24 protein-coding genes and 2 pseudogenes are annotated in these 21,931 nt (G+C 59.4%); 14 read left to right on the top strand and 12 right to left on the bottom strand.

What is annotated here, in order from left to right:
• Window positions 1–34 precede the first annotated feature (34 nt).
• The 5 genes from lptB to AC0R79_RS05535 are packed head-to-tail and all read right to left on the bottom strand — an operon-like array spanning window position 35 to window position 3,372.
• Complete coding sequence (gene lptB, locus AC0R79_RS05515) at window positions 35–760, bottom strand: LPS export ABC transporter ATP-binding protein (RefSeq protein WP_007953572.1); 726 nt, start codon at window positions 758–760, stop codon at window positions 35–37.
• Window positions 760–1,305, bottom strand: coding sequence for a lipopolysaccharide transport periplasmic protein LptA (gene lptA, locus AC0R79_RS05520; protein ID WP_127796934.1), 546 nt, complete (start codon window positions 1,303–1,305; stop codon window positions 760–762). Before lptA ends, lptB begins: the two co-directional genes overlap by 1 nt.
• A complete protein-coding gene (gene lptC, locus AC0R79_RS05525; protein WP_007953568.1) occupies window positions 1,292–1,864 on the bottom strand; it encodes an LPS export ABC transporter periplasmic protein LptC in 573 nt (190 codons plus the stop codon). Before lptC ends, lptA begins: the two co-directional genes overlap by 14 nt.
• An 8-nt stretch (window positions 1,865–1,872) precedes the next feature.
• Complete coding sequence (locus AC0R79_RS05530; protein ID WP_007953567.1) at window positions 1,873–2,397, bottom strand: KdsC family phosphatase; 525 nt, start codon at window positions 2,395–2,397, stop codon at window positions 1,873–1,875.
• On the bottom strand, window positions 2,398–3,372 hold the full coding sequence (locus tag AC0R79_RS05535; RefSeq protein WP_007953565.1) for a KpsF/GutQ family sugar-phosphate isomerase: 975 nt from the start codon (window positions 3,370–3,372) through the stop codon (window positions 2,398–2,400). It lies immediately after the preceding gene.
• A 276-nt stretch (window positions 3,373–3,648) separates the two neighbouring features.
• Here AC0R79_RS05535 and AC0R79_RS05540 point away from each other — a divergent pair, with 276 nt between their 5' ends.
• The 10 genes from AC0R79_RS05540 to hisC all read left to right on the top strand — a co-directional run bounded on the left by AC0R79_RS05540 (window position 3,649) and on the right by hisC (window position 11,600).
• Window positions 3,649–4,461 carry an ATP-binding cassette domain-containing protein gene (locus AC0R79_RS05540; RefSeq protein WP_007953564.1) on the top strand — a complete coding sequence of 271 codons (813 nt, stop codon included), beginning with the start codon at window positions 3,649–3,651 and terminating at the stop codon, window positions 4,459–4,461.
• Complete coding sequence (gene mlaE, locus AC0R79_RS05545; RefSeq protein WP_007953561.1) at window positions 4,461–5,258, top strand: lipid asymmetry maintenance ABC transporter permease subunit MlaE; 798 nt, start codon at window positions 4,461–4,463, stop codon at window positions 5,256–5,258. Before AC0R79_RS05540 ends, mlaE begins: the two co-directional genes overlap by 1 nt.
• Window positions 5,258–5,725: an outer membrane lipid asymmetry maintenance protein MlaD gene (gene mlaD, locus AC0R79_RS05550; RefSeq protein WP_007953559.1), complete on the top strand. Its 468-nt coding sequence runs from the start codon at window positions 5,258–5,260 to the stop codon at window positions 5,723–5,725. Before mlaE ends, mlaD begins: the two co-directional genes overlap by 1 nt.
• Window positions 5,726–5,736: 11 nt before the next feature.
• Entirely contained in the window at window positions 5,737–6,387 is a 651-nt protein-coding gene (locus tag AC0R79_RS05555; RefSeq protein WP_085608079.1) for an MlaC/ttg2D family ABC transporter substrate-binding protein, read from the top strand.
• Window positions 6,384–6,689, top strand: a complete 306-nt coding sequence (locus tag AC0R79_RS05560; protein WP_007953557.1) for an STAS domain-containing protein — start codon at window positions 6,384–6,386, stop codon at window positions 6,687–6,689. Before AC0R79_RS05555 ends, AC0R79_RS05560 begins: the two co-directional genes overlap by 4 nt.
• A gap of 115 nt (window positions 6,690–6,804) precedes the next feature.
• The gene (locus AC0R79_RS05565) at window positions 6,805–7,044 is read left to right on the top strand and encodes a BolA family protein (protein ID WP_039769303.1); all 240 of its coding nucleotides are present in this window, start codon (window positions 6,805–6,807) and stop codon (window positions 7,042–7,044) included.
• 22 nt (window positions 7,045–7,066) lie between these two features.
• A complete protein-coding gene (gene murA / locus AC0R79_RS05570; RefSeq protein ID WP_007953555.1) occupies window positions 7,067–8,332 on the top strand; it encodes a UDP-N-acetylglucosamine 1-carboxyvinyltransferase in 1,266 nt (421 codons plus the stop codon).
• A gap of 127 nt (window positions 8,333–8,459) precedes the next feature.
• Window positions 8,460–9,095 carry an ATP phosphoribosyltransferase gene (gene hisG / locus AC0R79_RS05575; protein WP_474733588.1) on the top strand — a complete coding sequence of 212 codons (636 nt, stop codon included), beginning with the start codon at window positions 8,460–8,462 and terminating at the stop codon, window positions 9,093–9,095.
• Between the two features lie 124 nt (window positions 9,096–9,219).
• Window positions 9,220–10,545: a histidinol dehydrogenase gene (gene hisD, locus AC0R79_RS05580; RefSeq protein ID WP_108559608.1), complete on the top strand. Its 1,326-nt coding sequence runs from the start codon at window positions 9,220–9,222 to the stop codon at window positions 10,543–10,545.
• A gap of 2 nt (window positions 10,546–10,547) precedes the next feature.
• A complete protein-coding gene (gene hisC / locus AC0R79_RS05585) occupies window positions 10,548–11,600 on the top strand; it encodes a histidinol-phosphate transaminase (protein ID WP_474733591.1) in 1,053 nt (350 codons plus the stop codon).
• Window positions 11,601–11,653: 53 nt separating this feature from the next.
• Here the strand turns inward: hisC and AC0R79_RS05590 are convergent, their stop codons facing one another.
• A complete protein-coding gene (locus tag AC0R79_RS05590; protein WP_474733593.1) occupies window positions 11,654–12,064 on the bottom strand; it encodes a hypothetical protein in 411 nt (136 codons plus the stop codon).
• A gap of 248 nt (window positions 12,065–12,312) precedes the next feature.
• Window positions 12,313–12,459, bottom strand: a pseudogene (locus tag AC0R79_RS05595) (2-alkenal reductase); the annotation flags it as partial.
• Between AC0R79_RS05595 and AC0R79_RS05600 the strand changes: the two are divergent.
• On the top strand, window positions 12,400–12,720 hold the full coding sequence (locus AC0R79_RS05600; protein WP_240664979.1) for an aminotransferase class I/II-fold pyridoxal phosphate-dependent enzyme: 321 nt from the start codon (window positions 12,400–12,402) through the stop codon (window positions 12,718–12,720). The pseudogene AC0R79_RS05595 and the gene AC0R79_RS05600 sit on opposite strands and share 60 nt — an antisense overlap.
• 48 nt (window positions 12,721–12,768) lie before the next feature.
• Here the strand turns inward: AC0R79_RS05600 and AC0R79_RS05605 are convergent, their stop codons facing one another.
• The 5 genes and pseudogenes from AC0R79_RS05605 to algW all read right to left on the bottom strand — a co-directional run bounded on the left by AC0R79_RS05605 (window position 12,769) and on the right by algW (window position 17,753).
• Complete coding sequence (locus AC0R79_RS05605) at window positions 12,769–13,488, bottom strand: DUF4198 domain-containing protein (protein WP_474733594.1); 720 nt, start codon at window positions 13,486–13,488, stop codon at window positions 12,769–12,771.
• A gap of 12 nt (window positions 13,489–13,500) precedes the next feature.
• Window positions 13,501–15,606: a TonB-dependent siderophore receptor gene (locus AC0R79_RS05610; RefSeq protein WP_127796939.1), complete on the bottom strand. Its 2,106-nt coding sequence runs from the start codon at window positions 15,604–15,606 to the stop codon at window positions 13,501–13,503.
• Between the two features lie 87 nt (window positions 15,607–15,693).
• A pseudogene (locus tag AC0R79_RS05615) lies at window positions 15,694–15,903 on the bottom strand (PDZ domain-containing protein); the annotation flags it as partial.
• A gap of 7 nt (window positions 15,904–15,910) precedes the next feature.
• Window positions 15,911–16,354 (bottom strand): hypothetical protein, encoded by a 444-nt coding sequence (locus AC0R79_RS05620; protein ID WP_127796940.1) that lies wholly within the window; start codon window positions 16,352–16,354, stop codon window positions 15,911–15,913.
• 241 nt (window positions 16,355–16,595) lie between these two features.
• Window positions 16,596–17,753 (bottom strand): Do family serine endopeptidase AlgW, encoded by a 1,158-nt coding sequence (gene algW, locus AC0R79_RS05625; RefSeq protein ID WP_085608084.1) that lies wholly within the window; start codon window positions 17,751–17,753, stop codon window positions 16,596–16,598.
• 103 nt (window positions 17,754–17,856) lie between these two features.
• Here algW and AC0R79_RS05630 point away from each other — a divergent pair, with 103 nt between their 5' ends.
• From AC0R79_RS05630 to cysN, 3 genes are all read left to right on the top strand, one after another.
• Complete coding sequence (locus tag AC0R79_RS05630; protein WP_011332485.1) at window positions 17,857–18,615, top strand: Nif3-like dinuclear metal center hexameric protein; 759 nt, start codon at window positions 17,857–17,859, stop codon at window positions 18,613–18,615.
• A 148-nt stretch (window positions 18,616–18,763) separates the two neighbouring features.
• Complete coding sequence (gene cysD / locus AC0R79_RS05635) at window positions 18,764–19,681, top strand: sulfate adenylyltransferase subunit CysD (RefSeq protein WP_007912374.1); 918 nt, start codon at window positions 18,764–18,766, stop codon at window positions 19,679–19,681.
• Between the two features lie 9 nt (window positions 19,682–19,690).
• Window positions 19,691–21,589 (top strand): sulfate adenylyltransferase subunit CysN, encoded by a 1,899-nt coding sequence (gene cysN / locus AC0R79_RS05640; protein WP_474733598.1) that lies wholly within the window; start codon window positions 19,691–19,693, stop codon window positions 21,587–21,589.
• The last annotated feature ends 342 nt before the right edge of the window (window positions 21,590–21,931 follow it).

Raw genomic sequence — 21,931 nt, forward strand, 5'->3', positions numbered from 1 at the left:
CAGCACCCGGACGGCTGGCCGAATGCCGTCGTGCTTACAGGCGGAACTCGTGACCCAGATAGACTTCCTTCACCAGATCGTTGGCGAGGATGGTCGCGGAGTCGCCTTCGGCGATCAACTGGCCGTCGTTGACGATGTAGGCGGTTTCACAGATATCCAACGTCTCACGCACGTTGTGGTCGGTGATCAGTACACCGATGCCCTTGGCCTTGAGGTGATGGATGATCTGCTTGATGTCGCCGACCGAGATTGGGTCGACACCGGCGAACGGTTCGTCGAGCAGGATGAACTTCGGTGCCGTGGCCAGTGCGCGGGCGATTTCCACGCGGCGGCGCTCACCACCGGACAGGCTCATGCCGAGGTTGTCGCGGATGTGGCTGATGTGGAATTCCTGCAGCAGGCTTTCCAGCTCCTTGCGACGGCCGGCCTTGTCGAGCTCCTGACGGGTCTCGAGGATGGCCATGATGTTGTCGGCCACCGACAGTTTGCGGAAGATCGACGCTTCTTGCGGCAGATAGCCGATACCGGCCTTGGCGCGACCGTGCATCGGCTGGTGGCTGACGTCGAGGTCGTCGATCAGTACGCGACCCTGATCAGCCTGAACCAGGCCGACGATCATGTAGAAGCAGGTGGTCTTGCCGGCGCCGTTCGGGCCGAGCAGGCCGACGATCTGACCACTGTCGATCGACAGGCTGACGTCGCGCACGACCTGGCGGCTTTTATAGGCCTTGGCCAGGTGCTGAGCTTTCAGAGTTGCCATTACTGGGTTTTCTCGTCGGTTTTCTTCTTCGGCTGGATCACCATGTCGATGCGCGGACGCGCTTCGGTGACCTTGCTGCCAGTGGCTCGACCGGCGCTGGCCAGTTTCTTCACCGTGTCATAGACGATTTTTTCGCCTTGAGTGACGTTGTTGTCTTTGTCGACGACCTTGGCCTTGTCGATCAGCACAACGCGGTTCTGCTGCGCGTGGTACTGAATGGTCACGCCGTAGCCCTGGACAGGTTTCGCGTCACCGGCAGTCTGCAACTGTTCGAAGTAGGCGAGGTTGCCCACCGAAGTCACGACGTCGATGTCGCCGTTGGGCGCGCGGGTCATGGTCACGGTGTTGCCTTTGACGATCATCGAACCCTGGGTGATGATCACGTCGCCTTTATAAGTGGCAACGCCGTTCTTGTCGTCCAGCTGGGCATCGTCGGCCTGAATGCGGATTGGCTGCTCTTGATCGTTCGGCAGAGCCCAGGCGCTCACGCTTCCCAGTGCTGCGCCCAGACTGAGCAAAATAGGGAGGGTTTTAACGAGCCTCATACTGTCCTCTTACGTTCGATAGCAGGTGTATCCTGCTTTCCTTCAAATACGCTTTCATTCCTACGCCAGTCGATACACCGCCAGCGCCGTCGATTCTAACGGGTTGCTGGGTCTGCGCATATTGCTGCTGCGGGAACACCGTCATGCGAGTGGAGGTGATCAGGGTGTCGCGGTTCTTTTCGTCGGTGCGCTTGACGCGTACCGAGTCGATCAGCTCGACCTCGGTGCCACCGGAGTTCACTTCACCGCGCTCACTGGTCACGTGCCATGGGAAGTCGGTGCCACGGAACATGTTCAGATCAGGCTTGGTGACCAGTGTAATGTCGGTCGCCTTGACGTGCTCAGCCTTGTCGGACGTCATTTCGTATTGCACTTTGCCGTCTTCGAGGTACTGGATCGTGTGGGTATTGGTCGCATACCAGTCGATCGGGCTTTCCTCTGCCGAGACCGGCGGCTTGTCGAGGAAGCGTTCCGGGCTGATGTTCCAGTAGCCGACCGCACCGAAAATCGCTGCGATGCAACCGAACAGCAGGATGTTGCGAAACTTTTTGCTAAACATGGTTGGACTCACAGGTACGCGTTGTTGGCGGCGTCGAGGCTGCCTTGGGCGCGCAGGATCAGTTCGCAGAATTCGCGGGCGGCACCTTCGCCGCCACGGGCCTGGGTCACGCCGTGAGCGTGTTCGCGTACAAAGGCGGCGGCGTTGGCTACGGCCATGCCCAGCCCCACACGGCGAATCACCGGCAGATCCGGCAGGTCGTCACCGAGATAGGCCACTTGTTCATAGCTTAGGCCCAGTTGCTCCAGAAGACCGTCGAGAACGACCAGTTTGTCTTCGCGGCCCTGAAACAGATGCGGGATCCCCAGGTTTTTTGCCCGACGCTCGACCACCGGGGTCTTGCGACCGCTGATGATGGCGGTCTGGACGCCGGCGTTCATCAGCATCTTGATGCCCTGGCCATCGAGTGTATTGAAAGTCTTGAACTCGCTGCCGTCTTCAAGAAAGTACAGGCGCCCGTCGGTGAGGACGCCATCGACGTCGAAAACCGCCAGTTTGATGGCTTTGCCGCGTTGCAGCAGATCGTTGCTCATTTACATCACTCCTGCGCGCAGCAGGTCGGAGAGGTTGAAGGCGCCAACCGGGCGATCTTCTTCATCCACGACAACCAGTGCGTTGATTCGGTGGTCTTCCATGATTTTCAGGGCTTCGGCGGCGAGCATCTCGGCGCGGGCGGTCTTGCCGTGCACGGTCATCACCTGGTCGATGGTGGCGCTGTGGATATCGATGCTGCGATCCAGGGTGCGGCGCAGGTCGCCGTCAGTGAAGATCCCGGCCAGTTTGCCGTCGGCTTCAAGAATGACGGTCATGCCCAGACCCTTGCGGGTCATCTCCATCAACGCGTCCTTGAGCAGGGTGCCGCGCTGTACTTGCGGCAGTTCCTGGCCGGCGTGCATGACATTTTCCACTTTCAGCAGCAGGCGTCGGCCCAGTGCGCCGCCCGGGTGGGAAAAGGCGAAATCTTCGGCAGTGAAGCCGCGCGCTTCCAGCAGCGCCACGGCCAGGGCGTCGCCCATGACCAGCGCGGCGGTGGTCGAGGAGGTCGGTGCCAGGTTCAGCGGGCAGGCTTCGTGCTCGACGTGAACGTTCAGGTTGACCTCGGCGGCCTTGGCCAGCGGCGATTGCGGGTTGCCGGTGACGCTGATCAGCTGGATGCCCAGGCGCTTGATCAGTGGCAGCAGGGTGACGATTTCGTTGGTGGAGCCAGAGTTCGACAGGGCCAGAATCACGTCGTCACGGGTGATCATGCCCATATCGCCGTGGCTGGCCTCGGCCGGGTGCACGAAAAACGCCGGGGTACCGGTACTCGCCAGGGTCGCGGCAATCTTGTTGCCGATGTGCCCGGACTTGCCCATGCCGACCACGACAACACGGCCCTTGCTGGCCAGAATCATCTCGCAAGCGCGTACGAAATCGGCGTCGATATGGGGCAACAAGCCTTGTACGGCTTCCACTTCGAGGCGGATGGTGCGTTGTGCCGATTGAATCAGGTCGCTGGTTTGGCTCATGTCAGAAATCGTATAGCCCGATGAAAAGGCGGCGATTATAGCGGTTATGTTGAAAAGCCTCACGCAAGTTCGTCGTGCTTTGTCATTCCTCGTTACCAAAACTCTGTAAATAAGGCTTCAAGCCCTTCAACTCGCCGAATGCGGGCCGGTGCAGGCCTTGGGCGCTTGCCCTTTGCAGTGATATAGTTCGCCGCCAGTTCGGCCTGCCCGGGATGTAGGGGCTTTCTTCCAGGAAGCCAGGCGTCCGAGTGAGAGGCTGCATCGCAAGGAGTTTAGATGAGTGCCGATAACGCCTACGCGGTCGAGCTGAAGGGAGTCTCCTTCAAGCGCGGTGCGCGGAGCATTTTCAATAACGTCGATATCCGCATCCCGCGCGGCAAGGTCACCGGCATCATGGGGCCTTCCGGGTGTGGCAAGACCACGCTGTTGCGCCTGATGGGCGCCCAGTTGCGGCCATCCAAGGGCGAGGTCTGGGTCAACGGCCAGAACCTGCCGAAGCTGTCGCGCAGCGATCTGTTCGATGCGCGCAAGCACATGGGCGTACTGTTTCAGAGCGGTGCGCTGTTCACCGATCTCGATGTGTTCGAGAACGTCGCCTTCCCGCTGCGTGTTCATACCGACCTGCCGGACGAGATGATCCGCGACATCGTGCTGCTCAAATTGCAGGCGGTGGGGCTGCGCGGTGCGATCGAACTGATGCCCGACGAGCTGTCCGGCGGCATGAAACGCCGTGTCGCACTGGCCCGGGCCATTGCCCTCGATCCGCAGATCCTCATGTACGACGAACCGTTCGTCGGCCAGGATCCGATCGCCATGGGTGTGCTGGTTCGCCTGATCCGTCTGCTCAACGATGCCCTGGGGATTACCAGCATCGTGGTGTCCCATGACCTCGCCGAAACTGCGAGCATCGCCGACTACATCTATGTGGTCGGTGATGGCCAGGTATTGGGGCAGGGCACGCCGGACGAACTGATGAGCTCGGACGATCCGCGTATCCGCCAGTTCATGACCGGTGAACCCGACGGCCCGGTGCCGTATCACTTTCCAGCGCCGGATTACCGCGCCGATCTTCTGGGGAAGCGCCGCTGATGCGCAGAATTACATTAATGGAGCGTGTGCGTCGTTTCGGCCTCGCCGGAATCGACAGCGTCGCAGTGTTCGGGCGTTCGACCCTGTTCCTGTTTCATGCCTTGCTCGGGCGTGGCGGCATCGGCGGCGGTTTTGGCCTGCTGGTCAAGCAGCTGCATTCCGTCGGCGTGATGTCGCTGGTGATCATCGTGGTGTCCGGGATCTTCATCGGCATGGTGCTGGCGCTGCAGGGCTTCAACATCCTTTCGAGCTATGGCTCGGAGCAGGCTGTCGGCCAGATGGTGGCACTGACCCTGTTGCGTGAGCTGGGGCCGGTGGTGACTGCGCTGTTGTTCGCCGGGCGTGCAGGTTCGGCGCTGACGGCGGAAATCGGCAACATGAAATCCACCGAACAGTTGTCCAGCCTGGAAATGATCGGGGTCGACCCGCTCAAATACATTATTGCCCCGCGTCTGTGGGCCGGCTTCATTTCCCTGCCGGTGCTGGCGATGATCTTCAGCGTGGTCGGCATCTGGGGCGGTTCGTGGGTCGCCGTCGACTGGCTTGGCGTCTACGAAGGCTCCTACTGGTCGAACATGCAGAACAGCGTGAGCTTCGGTGACGATGTGCTCAACGGCATCATCAAAAGTGCAGTATTCGCTTTTGTCGTCACCTGGATCGCCGTATTTCAAGGCTATGACTGCGAACCCACTTCCGAGGGGATCAGCCGTGCCACCACCAAGACCGTGGTTTACGCCTCGCTGGCAGTACTCGGCCTGGACTTTATTCTGACCGCTTTGATGTTTGGAGATTTCTGATGCAAAACCGCACCCTGGAAATCGGTGTCGGCCTGTTCCTGCTGGCAGGGATCCTGGCCTTGTTGCTGCTCGCCCTGCGGGTCAGTGGCCTGTCTCCGACTTCGACCACCGATACCTACAAGCTTTACGCCTATTTCGACAATATTGCCGGTTTGACGGTCAGAGCCAAAGTGACCATGGCGGGTGTGACCATCGGCAAGGTCACCGCGATCGATCTGGACCGCGACAGCTTCACCGGTCGGGTGACCCTGCAAGTGGATAAAAGCGTCGACAACCTGCCGACCGACTCCACAGCATCTATCCTGACAGCGGGTCTGCTGGGCGAGAAATACATCGGTATCAGCGTGGGCGGGGAAGACACCCGCCTGAAGGATGGTGGAACCATCCACGACACGCAGTCGTCTCTGGTACTGGAAGACCTGATCGGTAAATTCCTGCTCAATACCGTTAGCAAAGACGCCAAATGAGGAGCTTTTGAATGATCTCTACCTTGCGACGTGGCCTGTTGGTGTTGCTTGCGGCACTGCCGCTGGTGGCTAACGCCGTGGCGGCACAATCGGCGCACGATCTGGTTCAGGACACCACAAACCGGATGCTCGCCGATCTGTCGGCCAATAAAGAGAAGTACAAGCAGGATCCGCAGGACTTCTACACCGCGTTGAACACCATCGTCGGGCCGGTCGTGGATGCCGAGGGCATTTCCAAGAGCATCATGACGGTCAAGTATTCGCGCAAGGCAACCCCGGCGCAGATGAAGACCTTCGAGGAAAACTTCAAGCGCGGCCTGTTCCAGTTCTACGGCAATGCGCTGCTCGAGTACAACAACCAGGGCATCACCGTCGATGCGCCCAAGGATGAGTCGGGCGACCGCACCAGCGTCGGCATGACCGTCAAGGGCAACAACGGCGCGATCTATCCGGTGTCGTACACCCTGGAGAAGATCAACGGCGAGTGGAAACTGCGTAACGTGATCATCAACGGCATCAACATCGGCAAGCTGTTCCGTGACCAGTTCGCCGACGCCATGCAGCGCAATGGCAACGACCTGGACAAGACCATCAACGGCTGGGCCGGTGAAGTCGCCAAGGCCAAGCAGTCGGCCGAGCAGAACGAGAAGCCTGCCCAATGACCGAGTCGGCCATTCGTCTGGACGAAGCCAGTGAGCTGCAGCTCAGTGGCGTGCTGGATTACCGCACCGGACCTGATCTGCGCGAGCAGGGCCGGGCGCTGATCAAGTCGTGCAATGCCCCGGCATTGGTGATCGATTGCTCGGCGGTGGAGAAGTCCAGCAGCGTCGGTCTGTCGCTGCTGCTGTGCTTCATTCGCGATGCAAAGGCCGCCGGTAAGGCGGTCAGCATCCGCGGGATGCCCGAAGACATGCGCGAAATTGCTCAGGTCAGCGAACTGACCGAGCTGTTGGCGCAACCCTGAACCCGCATCTATAGAGAAGCCCCCCGTCAGAGTCCTGCGTAGCGGGGTTCGCAGGCGCGGGGCTTTTTTGTATGATGTCCGACCCGTGCGCACAGGGCGCCGATTGAGGTTGAGCATGCAGGCCGTAGAAGTGAAGAGCTTCCTTGAAGGAAAGCTGCCAGGAACGCTGGTGGAAGTTGAAGGCGAAGGCTGCAACTTTCAGCTGAACGTGATTAGTGATGAACTGGCGGCGTTGAGCCCGGTCAAGCGTCAGCAAAGCATCTATGCCCATTTGAACCCTTGGATCGCCGATGGCAGCATCCACGCGGTCACTATGAAATTTTTCAGCAGCGCGGCCTGGGCCGAGCGCACCTGAGCCCTAGGGCGTCGAGATTCTTATGGATAAATTGATTATTACCGGTGGCGCTCGTCTTGATGGCGAGATCCGCATCTCCGGGGCGAAGAACTCCGCCCTGCCGATCCTGGCTGCCACTCTGCTGTGCGATGGCCCGGTTACCGTTGGCAACCTGCCGCACCTGCACGACATCACCACCATGATCGAGCTGTTCGGTCGCATGGGCATCGAGCCTGTGATCGACGAGAAGCTCAGCGTCGAAATCGACCCGCGCACCATCAAGACCCTGATCGCTCCGTACGAACTGGTGAAAACCATGCGTGCCTCGATCCTGGTGCTGGGCCCGATGGTCGCGCGTTTCGGTGAAGCCGAAGTCGCACTGCCTGGCGGTTGCGCCATCGGTTCGCGTCCGGTCGACCTGCACATCCGTGGCCTGGAAGCCATGGGCGCGGTCATCGACGTCGAAGGCGGCTACATCAAGGCCAAGGCGCCTGAAGGCGGCCTGCGCGGCGCGCACTTCTTCTTCGATACCGTCAGCGTGACCGGTACCGAGAACATCATGATGGCCGCCGCTCTGGCCAAAGGCCGCAGCGTGTTGCAGAACGCCGCCCGTGAACCTGAAGTGGTCGACCTGGCGAACTTCCTCAACGCCATGGGCGCCAAGGTGTCCGGTGCTGGCACCGACACCATCACCATCGATGGCGTCGAGCGTCTGGGTTCGGCTTTCTACAAAGTCATGCCTGACCGCATCGAAACCGGCACCTACCTGGTGGCCGCTGCGGTCACCGGTGGCCGCGTGAAGGTCAAGGACACCGATCCGACCATTCTCGAAGCCGTTCTGGAAAAACTCCGTGAAGCCGGCGCAGAAATCACCTGTGGTGAGGACTGGATCGAGCTGAACATGCACGGCAAACGCCCGAAAGCGGTCAACGTGCGCACTGCGCCGTACCCGGCGTTCCCGACCGACATGCAGGCGCAGTTCATTTCGCTCAACGCCATTGCCGAAGGTACTGGCGCGGTCATCGAGACGATCTTCGAAAACCGCTTCATGCACGTGTACGAACTGCACCGCATGGGCGCGCACATCCAGGTCGAAGGCAATACCGCCATCGTGACCGGCATCGAAACACTCAAGGGCGCGCCAGTGATGGCAACCGACCTGCGTGCTTCGGCGAGCCTGGTGATTTCGGCGCTGGTGGCACAGGGCGATACCCTGATCGACCGCATCTACCACATCGACCGTGGTTACGAGTGCATCGAGGAAAAACTGCAGATGCTGGGCGCCAAGATCCGTCGCGTTCCGGGCTGATCGCTGCATCTGGACACAGGGAAGTGTCCGTTGAATTCGTTTTGATCGGGGGTGGCAACGCCCTCGAAGTATGTCCGGCGCCGATTGCGACCGGACATGAGTACCTTGATAAGGACTGACGTTTCCCATGTTGACCATCGCACTGTCCAAGGGCCGCATCCTTGACGACACCCTGCCGCTTCTCGCCGAAGCGGGCATCGTGCCGACCGAGAATCCGGACAAGAGCCGCAAGCTGATCATCCCCACGACCCAGGAAGACGTTCGCCTGTTGATCGTGCGGGCCACCGACGTGCCGACCTATGTCGAGCATGGCGCGGCCGACCTCGGCGTTGCCGGTAAAGACGTGCTGATGGAATACACCGGCCAGGGCCTGTACGAGCCGCTGGATCTGCAGATTGCCCAGTGCAAGCTGATGACCGCCGGCAAGGTCGGCGCGGTCGAGCCCAAGGGCCGCCTGCGTGTCGCCACCAAATTCGTCAACGTTGCCAAGCGTTACTACGCCGAGCAGGGCCGTCAGGTCGACATCATCAAGCTGTACGGCTCGATGGAACTGGCGCCACTGATCGGCCTGGCCGACAAGATCATCGACGTGGTCGACACCGGCAACACCCTGCGTGCCAACGGCCTGGAACCCCAGGAACTGATCGCCACGATCAGCTCGCGTCTGGTGGTCAATAAAGCTTCGATGAAAATGCAACACGCCCGAATCCAGGCGTTGATCGACACCCTGCGTCAAGCAGTGGAGTCGCGACACCGCGGCTGATTTACCTGCGCGACCTTCAGGTTGCGCCGTCTATCCGCCTCATAGCCAGAATCTCAGGTGCCCAAGCGGATCGAATGGTAGTTTCGGGCGCCTGAGTTTTTGCCATTCCTATGAGGCTCTCGCTATGACCGCACCGACTGCAATTCGCCGACTCAACGCTGCTGACCCGGATTTCGCGCATCATCTGGATCATCTGCTGAGCTGGGAAAGTGTGTCTGACGACTCGGTCAATCAGCGGGTGCTGGACATCATCAAGGCTGTGCGCGAGCGCGGTGACGCGGCGCTGGTCGAGTTCACCCAGAAATTCGATGGCCTCGAAGTCGCTTCGATGGCGGACCTGATCCTGCCGCGCGAGCGTCTGGAGCTGGCCCTGACCCGCATCACTGTCCCGCAACGCGAAGCGCTGGAAAAAGCCGCCGCTCGCGTGCGCAGCTATCACGAAAAACAGAAGCAGGATTCCTGGAGCTACACCGAAGCCGACGGCACGGTGCTGGGCCAGAAAGTCACGCCACTGGATCGCGCCGGTCTGTATGTGCCGGGCGGCAAGGCGTCGTACCCGTCGTCGGTGTTGATGAACGCGATTCCGGCCAAGGTCGCCGGCGTGACCGAAGTGGTCATGGTGGTGCCGACCCCGCGCGGTGAAGTCAACGAGCTGGTGCTGGCGGCGGCGTGCATCGCCGGCGTCGACCGGGTGTTCACCATCGGTGGTGCTCAAGCCGTTGCCGCGTTGGCCTATGGCACCGAAAGCGTGCCGCAGGTGGACAAGGTCGTCGGCCCGGGCAACATCTATGTCGCCACGGCCAAGCGTCACGTGTTCGGTCAGGTCGGCATCGACATGATCGCCGGCCCGTCGGAAATCCTCGTGGTGTGCGACGGCCAGACTGATCCGGACTGGATCGCCATGGACCTGTTCTCCCAGGCCGAGCACGACGAAGACGCCCAGGCGATTCTGGTCAGCCCGGACGCCGAGTTCCTCGACAAGGTCGCCGCGAGCATCGACAAATTGCTGCCGACCATGGATCGCGCAACCATCATCGAAACCTCGATCAACGGCCGTGGTGCCCTGATTCACGTGCGCGACATGGCGCAGGCCATCGAAGTCGCCAACCGCATTGCTCCGGAGCACCTTGAACTGTCGGTCGCCGACCCGCAGGCCTGGCTGCCGCAGATCCGCCACGCCGGCGCGATCTTCATGGGTCGCCACACCTCCGAAGCGCTGGGCGACTACTGCGCAGGTCCGAACCACGTGTTGCCGACGTCCGGCACCGCGCGTTTCTCTTCGCCGCTGGGCGTGTATGACTTCCAGAAACGTTCGTCGATCATCTTCTGCTCCGAGGCCGGTGCTTCCGAGCTGGGCAAGACTGCATCGATCCTGGCCCGTGGCGAATCGCTGAGCGCCCACGCGCGCAGCGCCGAATACCGTATCAAAGACGACGTGAAGGGGAACTGAACATGAGTAAATTCTGGAGCCCGTTCGTCAAGGATCTGGTGCCGTATGTGCCGGGCGAGCAGCCGAAGCTGACCCGTCTGGTCAAACTCAACACCAACGAAAACCCGTACGGTCCGTCGCCAAAAGCCCTGGCGGCGATGCAGACCGAACTCAACGACAACCTGCGTCTGTACCCGGATCCGAACAGCGATCTGCTGAAAAACGCCGTCGCCAAGTACTACGGCGTGCAGAGCAATCAAGTGTTCCTCGGCAACGGTTCGGACGAAGTGCTGGCGCACATCTTCCATGGCCTGCTGCAACACGATCAGCCGATCCTGTTCCCGGACATCAGCTACAGCTTCTATCCGGTTTACTGCGGCCTTTACGGCATCGATTTCGATGCGGTGCCGCTGGATGCGCAGTTCCAGATCAACCCGGCGGACTACGCCAAGCCGAACGGCGGGATCATCTTCCCGAATCCGAACGCACCAACCGGTTGCCTGCTGGCACTGGAAGCGGTCGAGCAGATCCTCAAGGCCAGCCCGGATTCGGTGGTGGTGGTCGACGAGGCCTACATCGACTTCGGCGGCGAGACCGCGATCAGCCTGGTGGACCGTTATCCGAACCTGCTGGTCACCCAGACCCTGTCCAAGTCCCGTTCGCTGGCGGGCCTGCGGGTCGGTCTGGCGGTCGGCCATCCGGACCTGGTCGAGGCGCTGGAGCGGATCAAGAACAGCTTCAACTCCTACCCGATCGATCGCATGGCGAATGTCGGCGCGGCGGCTGCGTTCGAAGATCGCGAGTACTTCGACAAGACCTGCGCACTGGTGATCGAGAGTCGCGAATGGGTGGTTGCGCAGTTGCAGGCCAAGGGCTTTGAAGTGCTGCCGTCGGCCGCGAACTTCATCTTCGCCCGGCATCCACAACACGATGCGGCGGGGCTGGCAGCCAAACTGCGTGAACAGGGCGTGATCGTGCGCCACTTCAAGCAGGAGCGGATTGCCCAGTTCCTGCGGATCTCGATCGGCACGCCGGAACAGAATCAGGCTTTGATCGACGGCCTAGGGCAGTTGTGATCGATGAATGAATATAGTTCCCACTTCGTGGGTGGGAACTATAAAGTTTGGTTTTAAGGTTTGCTGGCTTTAAACTCAATGGTGATTTTATCATTTCGTGCTTCGATAATAAATTTTGCGTTTCCCTCAATGGTTTTATTATCGTCTGAGAGAGTGACGTTCATGTTTCCTTTTTCTGGTAAATATTGGGTGCCACTTTCATCCTGATAGAGCCATGCCGTGAAGGAACCAGGGAAGTCGTCCATGTACTTGAGGGTGTGGCTGCCGGGCTTGAGTGTTGTCGGACATGAGATATTAATTAACTGATTACCGTCAAGCGCCTTGCCTAAGATCGTACTCTTTATAGGTGAGTGATGAAAAAATATAATTGTGCATTCGATTTTTGCGTCATTGTTCAGCTGGAAACTCATTGTGCCGAAGCTTTTAGCGGTTGATGCATTCTTTGCGGTTATTTGATTATTCACAATAGTTGCCTCTTTCTTTGGGTTAAGTGTCGAGGCTCGATTCTAGAATATGGTTTTCAATCAATACACCTGTCATATCTGACAGTTCTTTAGAGCTTCTGGATATGATGGTTATCTCGTTATTTACTAATGAATCTGTTGATACATTGGAAGCCGAAGGAGCAAGCAGCTTCTGAGCGTGCGTCATCACTCGGCGCGGGAGCTCACTGAACCTGCGCGTTCTAGAACAAGCCTGCTTCTCTTGGCGATTATTCTTCTTTGTCCTGTACCGGAGCCGGCGGCGGGCGCAGACCGATTTCAGCGGTCAGCTTCAACTCCTTGCCATTGCGCATCACTTGAATCGTGACCTTGTCGGTCGGGTTGATCCGCGCCACCTGGTTCATCGACTCGAGGCCATCACCGGCCGGTTCGCCTTCGATGCTCAGAATCAAGCCACCCAGTTGCAGGCCAAGGGCTTCGAAGTGCTGCCGTCGGCCGCGAACTTCATCTTCGCCCGGCATCCGCAACACGATGCGGCGGGGCTGGCGGCCAAACTGCGTGAACAGGGCGTGATCGTGCGCCACTTCAAGCAGGAGCGGATTGCCCAGTTCCTGCGGATCTCGATCGGCACGCCGGAGCAGAATCAGGCGTTGATCGACGGTCTGGGCGAACTCTGAAACGACGCTGATCCCTGTGGGTTTTGTCCCGCAGGGATCAGCGCTGGTTTATTCGTGATGCGGTTCGCCAAGGAACGTCAACGAACTGAACAACCCCCGACTGCTCACCTCTGCACTGTCCTTCACCGGCACTTCCACCTGCGCCGCAATCACATTCAATCCCTCATTACGCACCAGCACCTGAGCGCGGCCGTCCTTGTCGGTTTCAGTGCTCAAGGTATTCGGCGCGCTGCGGTAGTCACCGATCAACTTCACGCCCGCTGCCGGTTTGCCATCCAGCAACACCCGCACCGGCAATGACTTTCCCGGCCCGACGGTCAGAGGATCGACCTCCGGCAAAATCAGCAATTTGATCTGATCCAGTTTGGGCAGCTTCGCTCCCGGCTGATAGATCGCCAGGCTGTACTTGAGGGTCTCGGTCGACTCGATGGCGCCCGGTACTTTGCTACGCCCCTCGTTGACCCATTTCTTGTCGGCGGTTTGCGACCACATGCCATTGTTCAGGGCCACGGCCATCACCGCCGGCGGTTTCAACGGTTGCAGGCGGGCGTGATCCGCCAGGCGCTGCACACTGACGGGAATCATCTTGCCGCTCGCGTCAAAGGCCCACGCCCCGCTGACTTTCTGCGGTTTGAACGCATTGTCCTCGGCACCGTGGCCGTAGACGACTTCGATATTGCCGCGTCGTTGTTCGGTCCACAAACCATGGGCCGAGGCGTGAGTGGCGAACAGCGCGGCGATGAGCAGCAGGGATTTGCCGTATTGCATGGTGACGTCCTTTTACAGGTTGAGTGTCAGGCTGACCGTGAAATTGCGCGGCTCGCCGGGGTTGACCCAATAGTTGCTGTACGAGCGCTCGTAATACTTTTCGTCGAACAGGTTGTTCAGGTTCAGTCCGACGGTGATGTTGTCGCTGGCCTTGTAATGGGCCAGCAGGTCGACCGTGTGATAGGCCGGCAGCTCGAAATCGCTGCCGGACTCACCTGAGCGGTCGCCGACGTAGGTGAATGCCGCGCCAATATCCGAGCCGCGCAAGCGGCCGTCCTGAAACTCGTAGACACCCAGCAGGCTGCCGCTGCGTTTGGCCACTCCGAGGATGCGGCTACCGGCAGGAATCGCGGCATCACCCTTGGTGACTTCGGCGTCGATCCAGGCGAAGGCTCCGATCACCCTGACGGCGTCGGTGACTTGCCCGGTGACTTGCAGATCGAAACCCCGGCTGCGGGCCTTGCCCATGGCGCGGCTGGTGTCGGTGCCCGGGTCGAGGGCGAGGACGTTTTCCTTGTCGATATGGAAGAAGGCGAGGGTGCTGCTTAACCGTTCGTCGAACAGCTCGTTCTTGATGCCGATTTCGTAACCCACGCCTTCTTCCGGATCGAAGGATTTGCCAGCCGCATCGAGGCCGTTGTTCGGTTTGAATGAGGTCGAGGCGTTGGCGAACAGGCCGGTGTCCGGGGTCAGTTGATAGAGCAGGCCGGCACGTTGAGTGAGCGCATCGTGGGTCTGACGACTGGTGCTGTTGCGGCTGTGGTCATCGATGTTTTGCTCAAAGTGCTCGAAGCGCGCTCCGATCATCCCGCGCAGTTTTTCGCTGAAGACGATTTGATCCTGCAGGTTCAGCGCATGGCTTTCGACGTGTTCGAAGAAGTCTGTGCCGGAGCGTGCACCGTTGGGCTTGGGTTGGCCGTACACCGGGTTATAGATATCGATGGCGTAAGGCCCGCCGGCGATGGTAGTGACGCGCTCGTTCTTGCGGAAGTTCTCGTACTCGCTGCCGATCAGCAGTTCGTGCTGCCAGGTGCCGAGGTCGAACAGACCGCGCAGTTCCAGTTGGGTGATGCTGTCGTGCCAATTGGTATCGCGTTCGCGATAGCGGCGGTTGACGGTGTGGCCATCGGCATTCAAAGGACGGTTTTCGGAGGCGAAACCCCAGAGTTTGCCTTCCTTGTAATGGCTGGCCAGGCGCAGTTTCCAGGCATCGTTGAGGTGGTGCTCAAGCGTGGCTTGCAGTCTGTTGTTGTGGTTGTCGATGTTGCCGTCGTTCGGTTCGCCCAGGAATTTCGAGCGCGAGACGCCGCTCCATTTATTGTTTGGCGCAACGATGCCGCGGTCGAAGGTCGAGCTATGACGCACGAATTCGCTCTCCACCAACAGGCTGGTGTCCGGGTTCAACTGCCAACTGAAGGAAGGGGCGACGAATACGCGTTTACTGTCGACGTGGTCGCTAAAACTGTTGTTGTCCTCGACCGCGAGGTTGATTCGCGACAGCACATCACCCTGATCATCCAGCGGCGTGTTGACGTCCAGCGCGGTGCGATAACGATCCCAACTGCCGGCACTGGTTTGCAGGGTAGTGAACGCTTCGGGCTGCGGTTTCTTGGTGACGATGTTCACCGTGCCACCCGGATCACCTCGGCCGTACAGGCTGGCGGCCGGTCCTTTGAGCACTTCGATGCGCTCGATGTTGGCGGCGTCGGGTGTGCTCGGGTAACCACGGTTGGCGCTGAAGCCGTCCTGGTAAAACTCGGAAGTGGTGAAGCCGCGCACGCTGTATTCGTAAAGCGTCAGACCGCCGAAGCTGTTTTGCTTTGAAACGCCACCGGCGAAATCCAACGCACGTTCGACGCTGGTGCTGCCCAGATCCTTCAGTACGCTGGCGGGCACCACGCTGATGGCCTGCGGAATATCGCGGATCGCGGTGTCGGTTTTGGTGGCGCTGGACGAGCGCGTGGCTCGATAGCCTTTGACCGGACCGCTAGTGGATTCGTAATCGGAGGTGACACTGATGGCGTCGAGTTCGAGCGTTTGCGGTTCATCGGCAAACACGGGATCGCCAAGCAGGCCAAGGGTCAGGCCGAGGAGGGAGGCCTTTTTTCGAGATGACATGTTATGTTGTTCCAATGTGCCAATTGAAACAATATAACATGCCTGTTGAGAATATCTGTTATTCGCGCCAATGGCGCGAACAAAGTCTTACTCTTCTTTTTCCTGCACCGGCGCCGGGGGCGGGCGCAGACCGATTTCAGCGGTCAGCTTCAACTGCTTACCATTGCGCATCACTTGAATCGTGACCTTGTCGGTCGGTTTGATCCGCGCCACCTGGTTCATCGACTCGAGGCCATTACCGGCCGGTTCGCCTTCGATGCTCAGAATCACGCCACCCAGTTGATAGCTTTGTTCTTGAACAGACTTATTCGAGACGTTTTTGGGCTTTGAATGTAATTTTTGCAACATCGCCGCTCTCGAAAATCATTTCAATGGTTGCGTCAATACTTCTGTAACCAGTTGAGAATGTTCCGGTGGTCGAGCCGGTTCTAGGATAGTGCAGTTTATTTTTGTACTTTAAAGCCCAGCCAAAGTGATGGGCTGTAACGCCGCGTTCGTAAAACTGTTGAAAGTTGTATTGTGTGTTAGCAAGCAGGCTAACGACAAAGACATCATTGTCTGTCCCACCCCCAGGTGAGCCGTCAGCCGGTTTTATGTAGTTTGCGATCATCTGGCCTTTATCAAAGAAAACAATCTTCGACGTAAGTATTTTGCCTTGCCAATCGATATTGGCCTCCCCAATGTCGAAGCTAGTTTGATACTCGCTGTCTGGTAAATTTGCTAAATCGTAAGCTTGTTGAGTTGTCATGATTCTTCCTTTCAGAAACGAAGTTTGATTGGATCAAACTCAACGCTCTGTGGCCGAGTTGCGGAAGCTCAACATTAATAGACGGACGAACTGAGCTCACCTGTCATATCTGACAGGTGAGCTAGATTCATTGGTTTGGAGAGTTATCGCGAACGCAATCAATCGACATTCAGACATATTGCATGTCTGGGTGAGGGAGCGGCGCGAACGTCGCCGCTCTCAGAGTCATTTGTGGCGAGTCTTACTCTTCTTTTTCCTTCACCGGCGCCGGCGGCGGGCGCAGACCGATCTCGGCGGTCAGCTTCAACTCCTTGCCATTGCGCATCACCTGAATCGTGACTTTGTCGGTCGGTTTGATCCGCGCCACCTGGTTCATCGACTTGCGGCCATCACCGGCCGGTTCGCCGTCGATGCTCAGGATTACGTCACCCAGTTGCAGGCCGGCCTTCTGGGCCGGGCCGTCGCGGAAAATCCCCGCCACCACGATCCCCGGACGCCCGGACAGGCCAAACGACTCGGCCAGTTCCTGGGTCAGTGGTTGCACTTCAATGCCCAGCCAGCCGCGAATGACCTGACCGTGCTCGATGATCGACTTCATTACTTCCATCGCCAGCTTCACCGGAATCGCGAAGCCGATGCCTTGCGAGCCGCCGGACTTGGAGAAGATCGCGGTGTTGATGCCGGTGAGGTTGCCGTTGGCGTCGACCAACGCACCACCGGAGTTGCCCGGGTTGATCGCCGCGTCGGTCTGGATGAAGTCTTCGTAGTTGTTCAGGCCCAGCTGGTTGCGGCCGGTGGCGCTGATGATGCCCATGGTCACGGTCTGGCCGACGCCGAACGGGTTGCCGATGGCCAGCGCGACGTCGCCGATGCGGATGTTGTCGGAACGGCCGACGGTGATCGAAGGCAGGGTTTTCAGGTCGATTTTCAGGACCGCGAGGTCGGTTTCCGGGTCGCTGCCGATCACTCGGGCCAGGGTTTCGCGACCGTCCTTGAGCGCCACGACGATCTGGTCGGCGCCGCTGGTGACGTGGTTGTTGGTCAGGATGTAGCCTTCCGGGCTCATGATCACGCCGGAGCCGAGGCTGGATTCCATGCGCTTCTGCTTCGGCGAATTGTCACCGAAGAAACGGCGGAACTGCGGGTCTTCGAACAGCGGATGGCTTGGCTTGTTGATGACTTTGGTGGTGTAGAGATTGACCACCGACGGCGCGGCGATGCTCACCGCGTCGGCATAGGACACCGGCCCCTGCTGCACGCTGGTGGTCTGCGGGGCCTGTTGCAGGTTGACGTCGAGGCTCGGAAGCCCGACCCACTGCGGGTAACGCTGAATAATCAACAGAGCGATAAGCACGCCGGCCAACAGCGGCCAGCCAAAAAAACGCAGCGCCTTGAGCATTAAGCACGTCCTGGAAAAGTTGCAGGCGGGGTCAGACCGCCCATAATGTCGCGCATTATACGAGGCCGCGCGTGCCTCTGAACGGGATATTTAGGAGTCTTTCATGGCCGTCGCCCTGAGCACCCTGGTCGAAGAAGCCGACCGTTACCTCGGCAGTGCGAAAATTGCCGATTATTGCCCCAACGGCCTGCAGGTCGAGGGTCGCCCGCAAGTGATGCGCATCGTTAGCGGCGTCACCGCCAGCCAGGCGTTGCTCGATGCCGCCGTCGAGGCCGAAGCCGATCTGGTGCTGGTGCATCACGGTTATTTCTGGAAGGGCGAGAACCCGTGCATTACCGGCATGAAGCAGCGCCGTCTGAAGACGCTGCTCAAGCACGACATCAGTCTGCTCGGTTATCACCTGCCGCTGGATCTGCATCCGGACGTCGGCAATAACGTGCAGTTGGCCCGTCAGTTGGACATCACTGTCGAAGGGCCGCTGGATCCGGACAACCTGAAGATTGTCGGCCTGGTTGGTTCGCTGAGCGAGCCGATGACCCCGCGTGACTTCGCCCGCAAAGTGCAGGAAGTCATGGGCCGCGAGCCACTGCTGGTCGAAGGCAGCGCGATGATCCGTCGGGTCGGCTGGTGCACCGGTGGCGGGCAGGGTTACATCGACAACGCCATCGCGGCCGGCGTCGATCTGTTCCTCAGCGGCGAAGCCTCCGAGCAGACATTCCACAGCGCCCGTGAAAACGACATCAGCTTCATTGCCGCCGGCCACCACGCCACCGAACGCTATGGCGTGCAGGCGCTGGGTGACTATCTGGCGAAGCGTTTTGCCCTCGAGCATATCTTCATCGACTGCCCGAATCCGATCTGACTTTTGCCTGAAAGCACCCGAACGGGCGGGCATATTCATATACCCTTTCGATCTAGTTGGCGTCCTGATTAGAAGAGGTCGCTGTGCTAGGATTCCTCGCTCGAACACGGCCCGCTGGCCGTTCATAAGAAAGCTTTCGTGAGTAGCCATGGTCGACAAACTGACGCATCTGAAACAGCTGGAGGCGGAAAGCATCCACATCATCCGCGAGGTGGCCGCCGAGTTCGACAACCCGGTGATGCTGTACTCCATCGGTAAAGACTCCGCCGTGATGCTGCATCTGGCACGCAAGGCGTTCTTCCCGGGCAAACTGCCGTTTCCGGTGATGCACGTCGACACCCGCTGGAAATTCCAGGAAATGTACAAGTTCCGCGACAAGATGGTCGAAGAACTGGGCCTGGACCTGATCACCCACATCAACCCCGATGGCGTGGCGCAGAACATCAACCCGTTCACCCACGGCAGCGCCAAGCACACCGACATCATGAAGACCGAGGGCCTCAAGCAGGCGCTCGACAAGCATGGTTTCGACGCAGCCTTCGGCGGTGCCCGTCGCGATGAAGAGAAGTCCCGCGCCAAGGAGCGCGTCTACTCGTTCCGTGACAGCAAACACCGCTGGGACCCGAAGAACCAGCGTCCCGAGCTGTGGAACGTCTACAACGGCAAGGTCAACAAGGGCGAATCCATTCGTGTGTTCCCGTTGTCGAACTGGACCGAGCTGGACATCTGGCAGTACATCTACCTCGAAGGCATCCCGATCGTACCGCTGTACTTCGCGGCTGAACGCGAAGTGATCGAGAAGAACGGCACGCTGATCATGATCGACGACGAGCGCATCCTCGAGCACCTGTCTGACGAGGACAAGGCGCGCATCGTCAAAAAGAAAGTGCGTTTCCGTACCCTTGGCTGCTACCCGTTGACGGGCGCGGTGGAGTCCGAGGCCGAAAGCCTGACGGACATCATTCAGGAAATGCTCCTGACGCGAACTTCCGAGCGCCAGGGCCGGGTCATCGACCACGATGGCGCAGGCTCGATGGAAGACAAGAAACGTCAGGGTTATTTCTAAGGGGTTGTCATGTCGCACGCATCTGATTTGATCAGCGAGGACATCCTCGCCTACCTGGGCCAGCACGAACGTAAAGAGCTGCTGCGCTTTTTGACCTGCGGTAACGTCGATGACGGCAAGAGCACCCTGATCGGGCGCCTGCTGCACGACTCGAAGATGATCTACGAAGATCACCTCGAAGCCATCACCCGCGATTCGAAGAAAGTCGGCACCACCGGTGACGACATCGACCTGGCATTGCTGGTCGACGGCCTGCAGGCCGAGCGTGAGCAGGGCATCACCATCGATGTCGCCTACCGCTATTTCTCCACTGCCAAGCGCAAATTCATCATCGCCGACACCCCCGGCCATGAGCAGTACACCCGCAACATGGCCACCGGTGCGTCCACCTGTGACCTGGCGATCATCCTGGTCGACGCCCGTTACGGCGTGCAGACCCAGACCCGTCGCCACAGCTTTATCGCCTCGTTGCTGGGCATCAAACACATCGTTGTCGCCATCAACAAGATGGACCTCAAGGGCTTCGATCAGGGCGTGTTCGAGTCGATCAAGGCCGACTACCTGAAGTTCGCCGAAGGCTTGAAGATGAAGCCGACGAGCATGCACTTCGTGCCGATGTCCGCTCTGAAGGGCGACAACGTGGTGAACAAGTCCGAGCGCTCGCCGTGGTACACCGGCCAGTCGTTGATGGAAATCCTCGAGACCGTGGAAGTGGCGGGCGATCGCAACTTCACCGATCTGCGTTTCCCGGTGCAGTACGTCAACCGTCCGAACCTGAACTTCCGCGGTTTCGCCGGCACCCTGGCCAGCGGCATCGTCAAGAAGGGCGACGAAGTCGTGGTCCTGCCGTCGGGCAAGAGCAGCCGCGTGAAATCCATCGTCACCTTCGAAGGTGAGCTGGAACACGCAGGTCCTGGCCAGGCGGTAACGCTGACCATGGAAGACGAAATCGACATTTCCCGTGGCGACCTGCTGGTCCATGCCGACAACGTTCCGCCGGTCACCGATAGCTTCGAAGCGATGCTGGTGTGGATGGCTGAAGAGCCGATGCTGCCGGGCAAGAAATACGACATCAAGCGCGCTACCAGTTACGTGCCGGGCTCCATCGCCAGCATCGTCAACAAGGTCGACGTCAACACCCTCGAAGAAGGCCCGGCGAGCGCGTTGCAGCTCAACGAAATCGGCAAGGTGAAGATCGCGCTCGACGCGCCGATCGCCCTCGACGGTTACGACAGCAACCGCACCACCGGCGCTTTCATCATCATTGACCGTTTGACCAACGGCACCGTCGGCGCCGGCATGATCGTCGCTCAGCCGGTGACCCATGGCACGGCGACGCATCACGGCAAACTGGCCCATGTAGCGACCGAAGAACGTGCTCAGCGTTTCGGTCAGCAACCGGCTACCGTGCTGTTCAGCGGCCTGTCCGGCGCGGGCAAGAGCACGCTGGCTTACGCAGTCGAGCGCAAGTTGTTCGATCTGGGTCGGGCGGTGTTTGTGCTGGATGGCCAGAACCTGCGTCATGACCTCAACAAGGGTCTGCCGCAGGATCGCGCGGGTCGCACTGAAAACTGGAGCCGTGCGGCGCATGTAGCCCGTCAGTTCAACGAAGCCGGTCTGCTGACGCTGGCGGCATTTGTGGCGCCGAGTGCGGAAGGTCGCGAGAAGGCCAAGGATCTGATTGGCAAGGATCGTCTGCTGACGGTTTATGTTCAGGCTTCGCCGACTGTGTGCGCTGAGCGTGATCCGCAAGGGTTGTATGCTGCGGGTGGCGATAACATTCCGGGTGAGTCGTTCCCGTATGACGTGCCGCTGGATGCTGATCTGGTGATTGATACCCAGTCGTTGTCGCTGGATGAAAGTGTGAAGCAGGTGTTGGAGCTGTTGCGTAAGCGTGGCGCGATTTAAGCGTTAGCTGCGAATGAAAAAGCCCGCCGATGAGTGATTATCGGTGGGCTTTTTTTGTTGTGTGAATATCCGTTTCTTCGGGTGTTGCGGATTATGGTTCCGCCCTTACGGCGGGTCACTTTGGCAAACGCCCCAAAGTAACCAAAGGTCTGGGCCCCGGCGTTCGGCCCCTCGCTTGGGCTCGGGGTTCCTTCGTTCCGGGATTCATCCGGGGGGGCATCGCCTACGGTTTGCTTCGCTGCACCTCCTCTCGATGCATGCGGCTGCGCCGCACGGTCGCTGCGCTCCCACCCCCGGATGAATCCCTCCACTCAGCCTGCCGATGGGGCCGGCACGTCAACA

The sequence above is a fragment of the Pseudomonas sp. HD57-3 genome (genome assembly GCF_056113135.1).

Excerpts from the sequence above, each read along its gene's own strand:
- cysN (WP_474733598.1), top strand. The coding sequence starts at position 19,691 with ATGTCGCACGCATCTGATTTGATCAGCGAGGACATCCTCGCCTACCTG.
- AC0R79_RS05610 (WP_127796939.1), bottom strand. The coding sequence starts at position 15,606 with ATGTCATCTCGAAAAAAGGCCTCCCTCCTCGGCCTGACCCTTGGCCTG.
- hisD (WP_108559608.1), top strand. The coding sequence starts at position 9,220 with ATGACCGCACCGACTGCAATTCGCCGACTCAACGCTGCTGACCCGGAT.
- lptA (WP_127796934.1), bottom strand. The coding sequence starts at position 1,305 with ATGAGGCTCGTTAAAACCCTCCCTATTTTGCTCAGTCTGGGCGCAGCA.
- AC0R79_RS05555 (WP_085608079.1), top strand. The coding sequence starts at position 5,737 with ATGATCTCTACCTTGCGACGTGGCCTGTTGGTGTTGCTTGCGGCACTG.
- mlaD (WP_007953559.1), top strand. The coding sequence starts at position 5,258 with ATGCAAAACCGCACCCTGGAAATCGGTGTCGGCCTGTTCCTGCTGGCA.
- lptB (WP_007953572.1), bottom strand. The coding sequence starts at position 760 with ATGGCAACTCTGAAAGCTCAGCACCTGGCCAAGGCCTATAAAAGCCGC.
- hisG (WP_474733588.1), top strand. The coding sequence starts at position 8,460 with ATGTTGACCATCGCACTGTCCAAGGGCCGCATCCTTGACGACACCCTG.
- AC0R79_RS05535 (WP_007953565.1), bottom strand. The coding sequence starts at position 3,372 with ATGAGCCAAACCAGCGACCTGATTCAATCGGCACAACGCACCATCCGC.
- AC0R79_RS05530 (WP_007953567.1), bottom strand. The coding sequence starts at position 2,397 with ATGAGCAACGATCTGCTGCAACGCGGCAAAGCCATCAAACTGGCGGTT.
- AC0R79_RS05560 (WP_007953557.1), top strand. The coding sequence starts at position 6,384 with ATGACCGAGTCGGCCATTCGTCTGGACGAAGCCAGTGAGCTGCAGCTC.
- AC0R79_RS05620 (WP_127796940.1), bottom strand. The coding sequence starts at position 16,354 with ATGACAACTCAACAAGCTTACGATTTAGCAAATTTACCAGACAGCGAG.
- cysD (WP_007912374.1), top strand. The coding sequence starts at position 18,764 with ATGGTCGACAAACTGACGCATCTGAAACAGCTGGAGGCGGAAAGCATC.
- AC0R79_RS05540 (WP_007953564.1), top strand. The coding sequence starts at position 3,649 with ATGAGTGCCGATAACGCCTACGCGGTCGAGCTGAAGGGAGTCTCCTTC.
- mlaE (WP_007953561.1), top strand. The coding sequence starts at position 4,461 with ATGCGCAGAATTACATTAATGGAGCGTGTGCGTCGTTTCGGCCTCGCC.
- murA (WP_007953555.1), top strand. The coding sequence starts at position 7,067 with ATGGATAAATTGATTATTACCGGTGGCGCTCGTCTTGATGGCGAGATC.
- lptC (WP_007953568.1), bottom strand. The coding sequence starts at position 1,864 with ATGTTTAGCAAAAAGTTTCGCAACATCCTGCTGTTCGGTTGCATCGCA.
- algW (WP_085608084.1), bottom strand. The coding sequence starts at position 17,753 with ATGCTCAAGGCGCTGCGTTTTTTTGGCTGGCCGCTGTTGGCCGGCGTG.
- AC0R79_RS05630 (WP_011332485.1), top strand. The coding sequence starts at position 17,857 with ATGGCCGTCGCCCTGAGCACCCTGGTCGAAGAAGCCGACCGTTACCTC.
- AC0R79_RS05565 (WP_039769303.1), top strand. The coding sequence starts at position 6,805 with ATGCAGGCCGTAGAAGTGAAGAGCTTCCTTGAAGGAAAGCTGCCAGGA.
- AC0R79_RS05605 (WP_474733594.1), bottom strand. The coding sequence starts at position 13,488 with ATGCAATACGGCAAATCCCTGCTGCTCATCGCCGCGCTGTTCGCCACT.
- hisC (WP_474733591.1), top strand. The coding sequence starts at position 10,548 with ATGAGTAAATTCTGGAGCCCGTTCGTCAAGGATCTGGTGCCGTATGTG.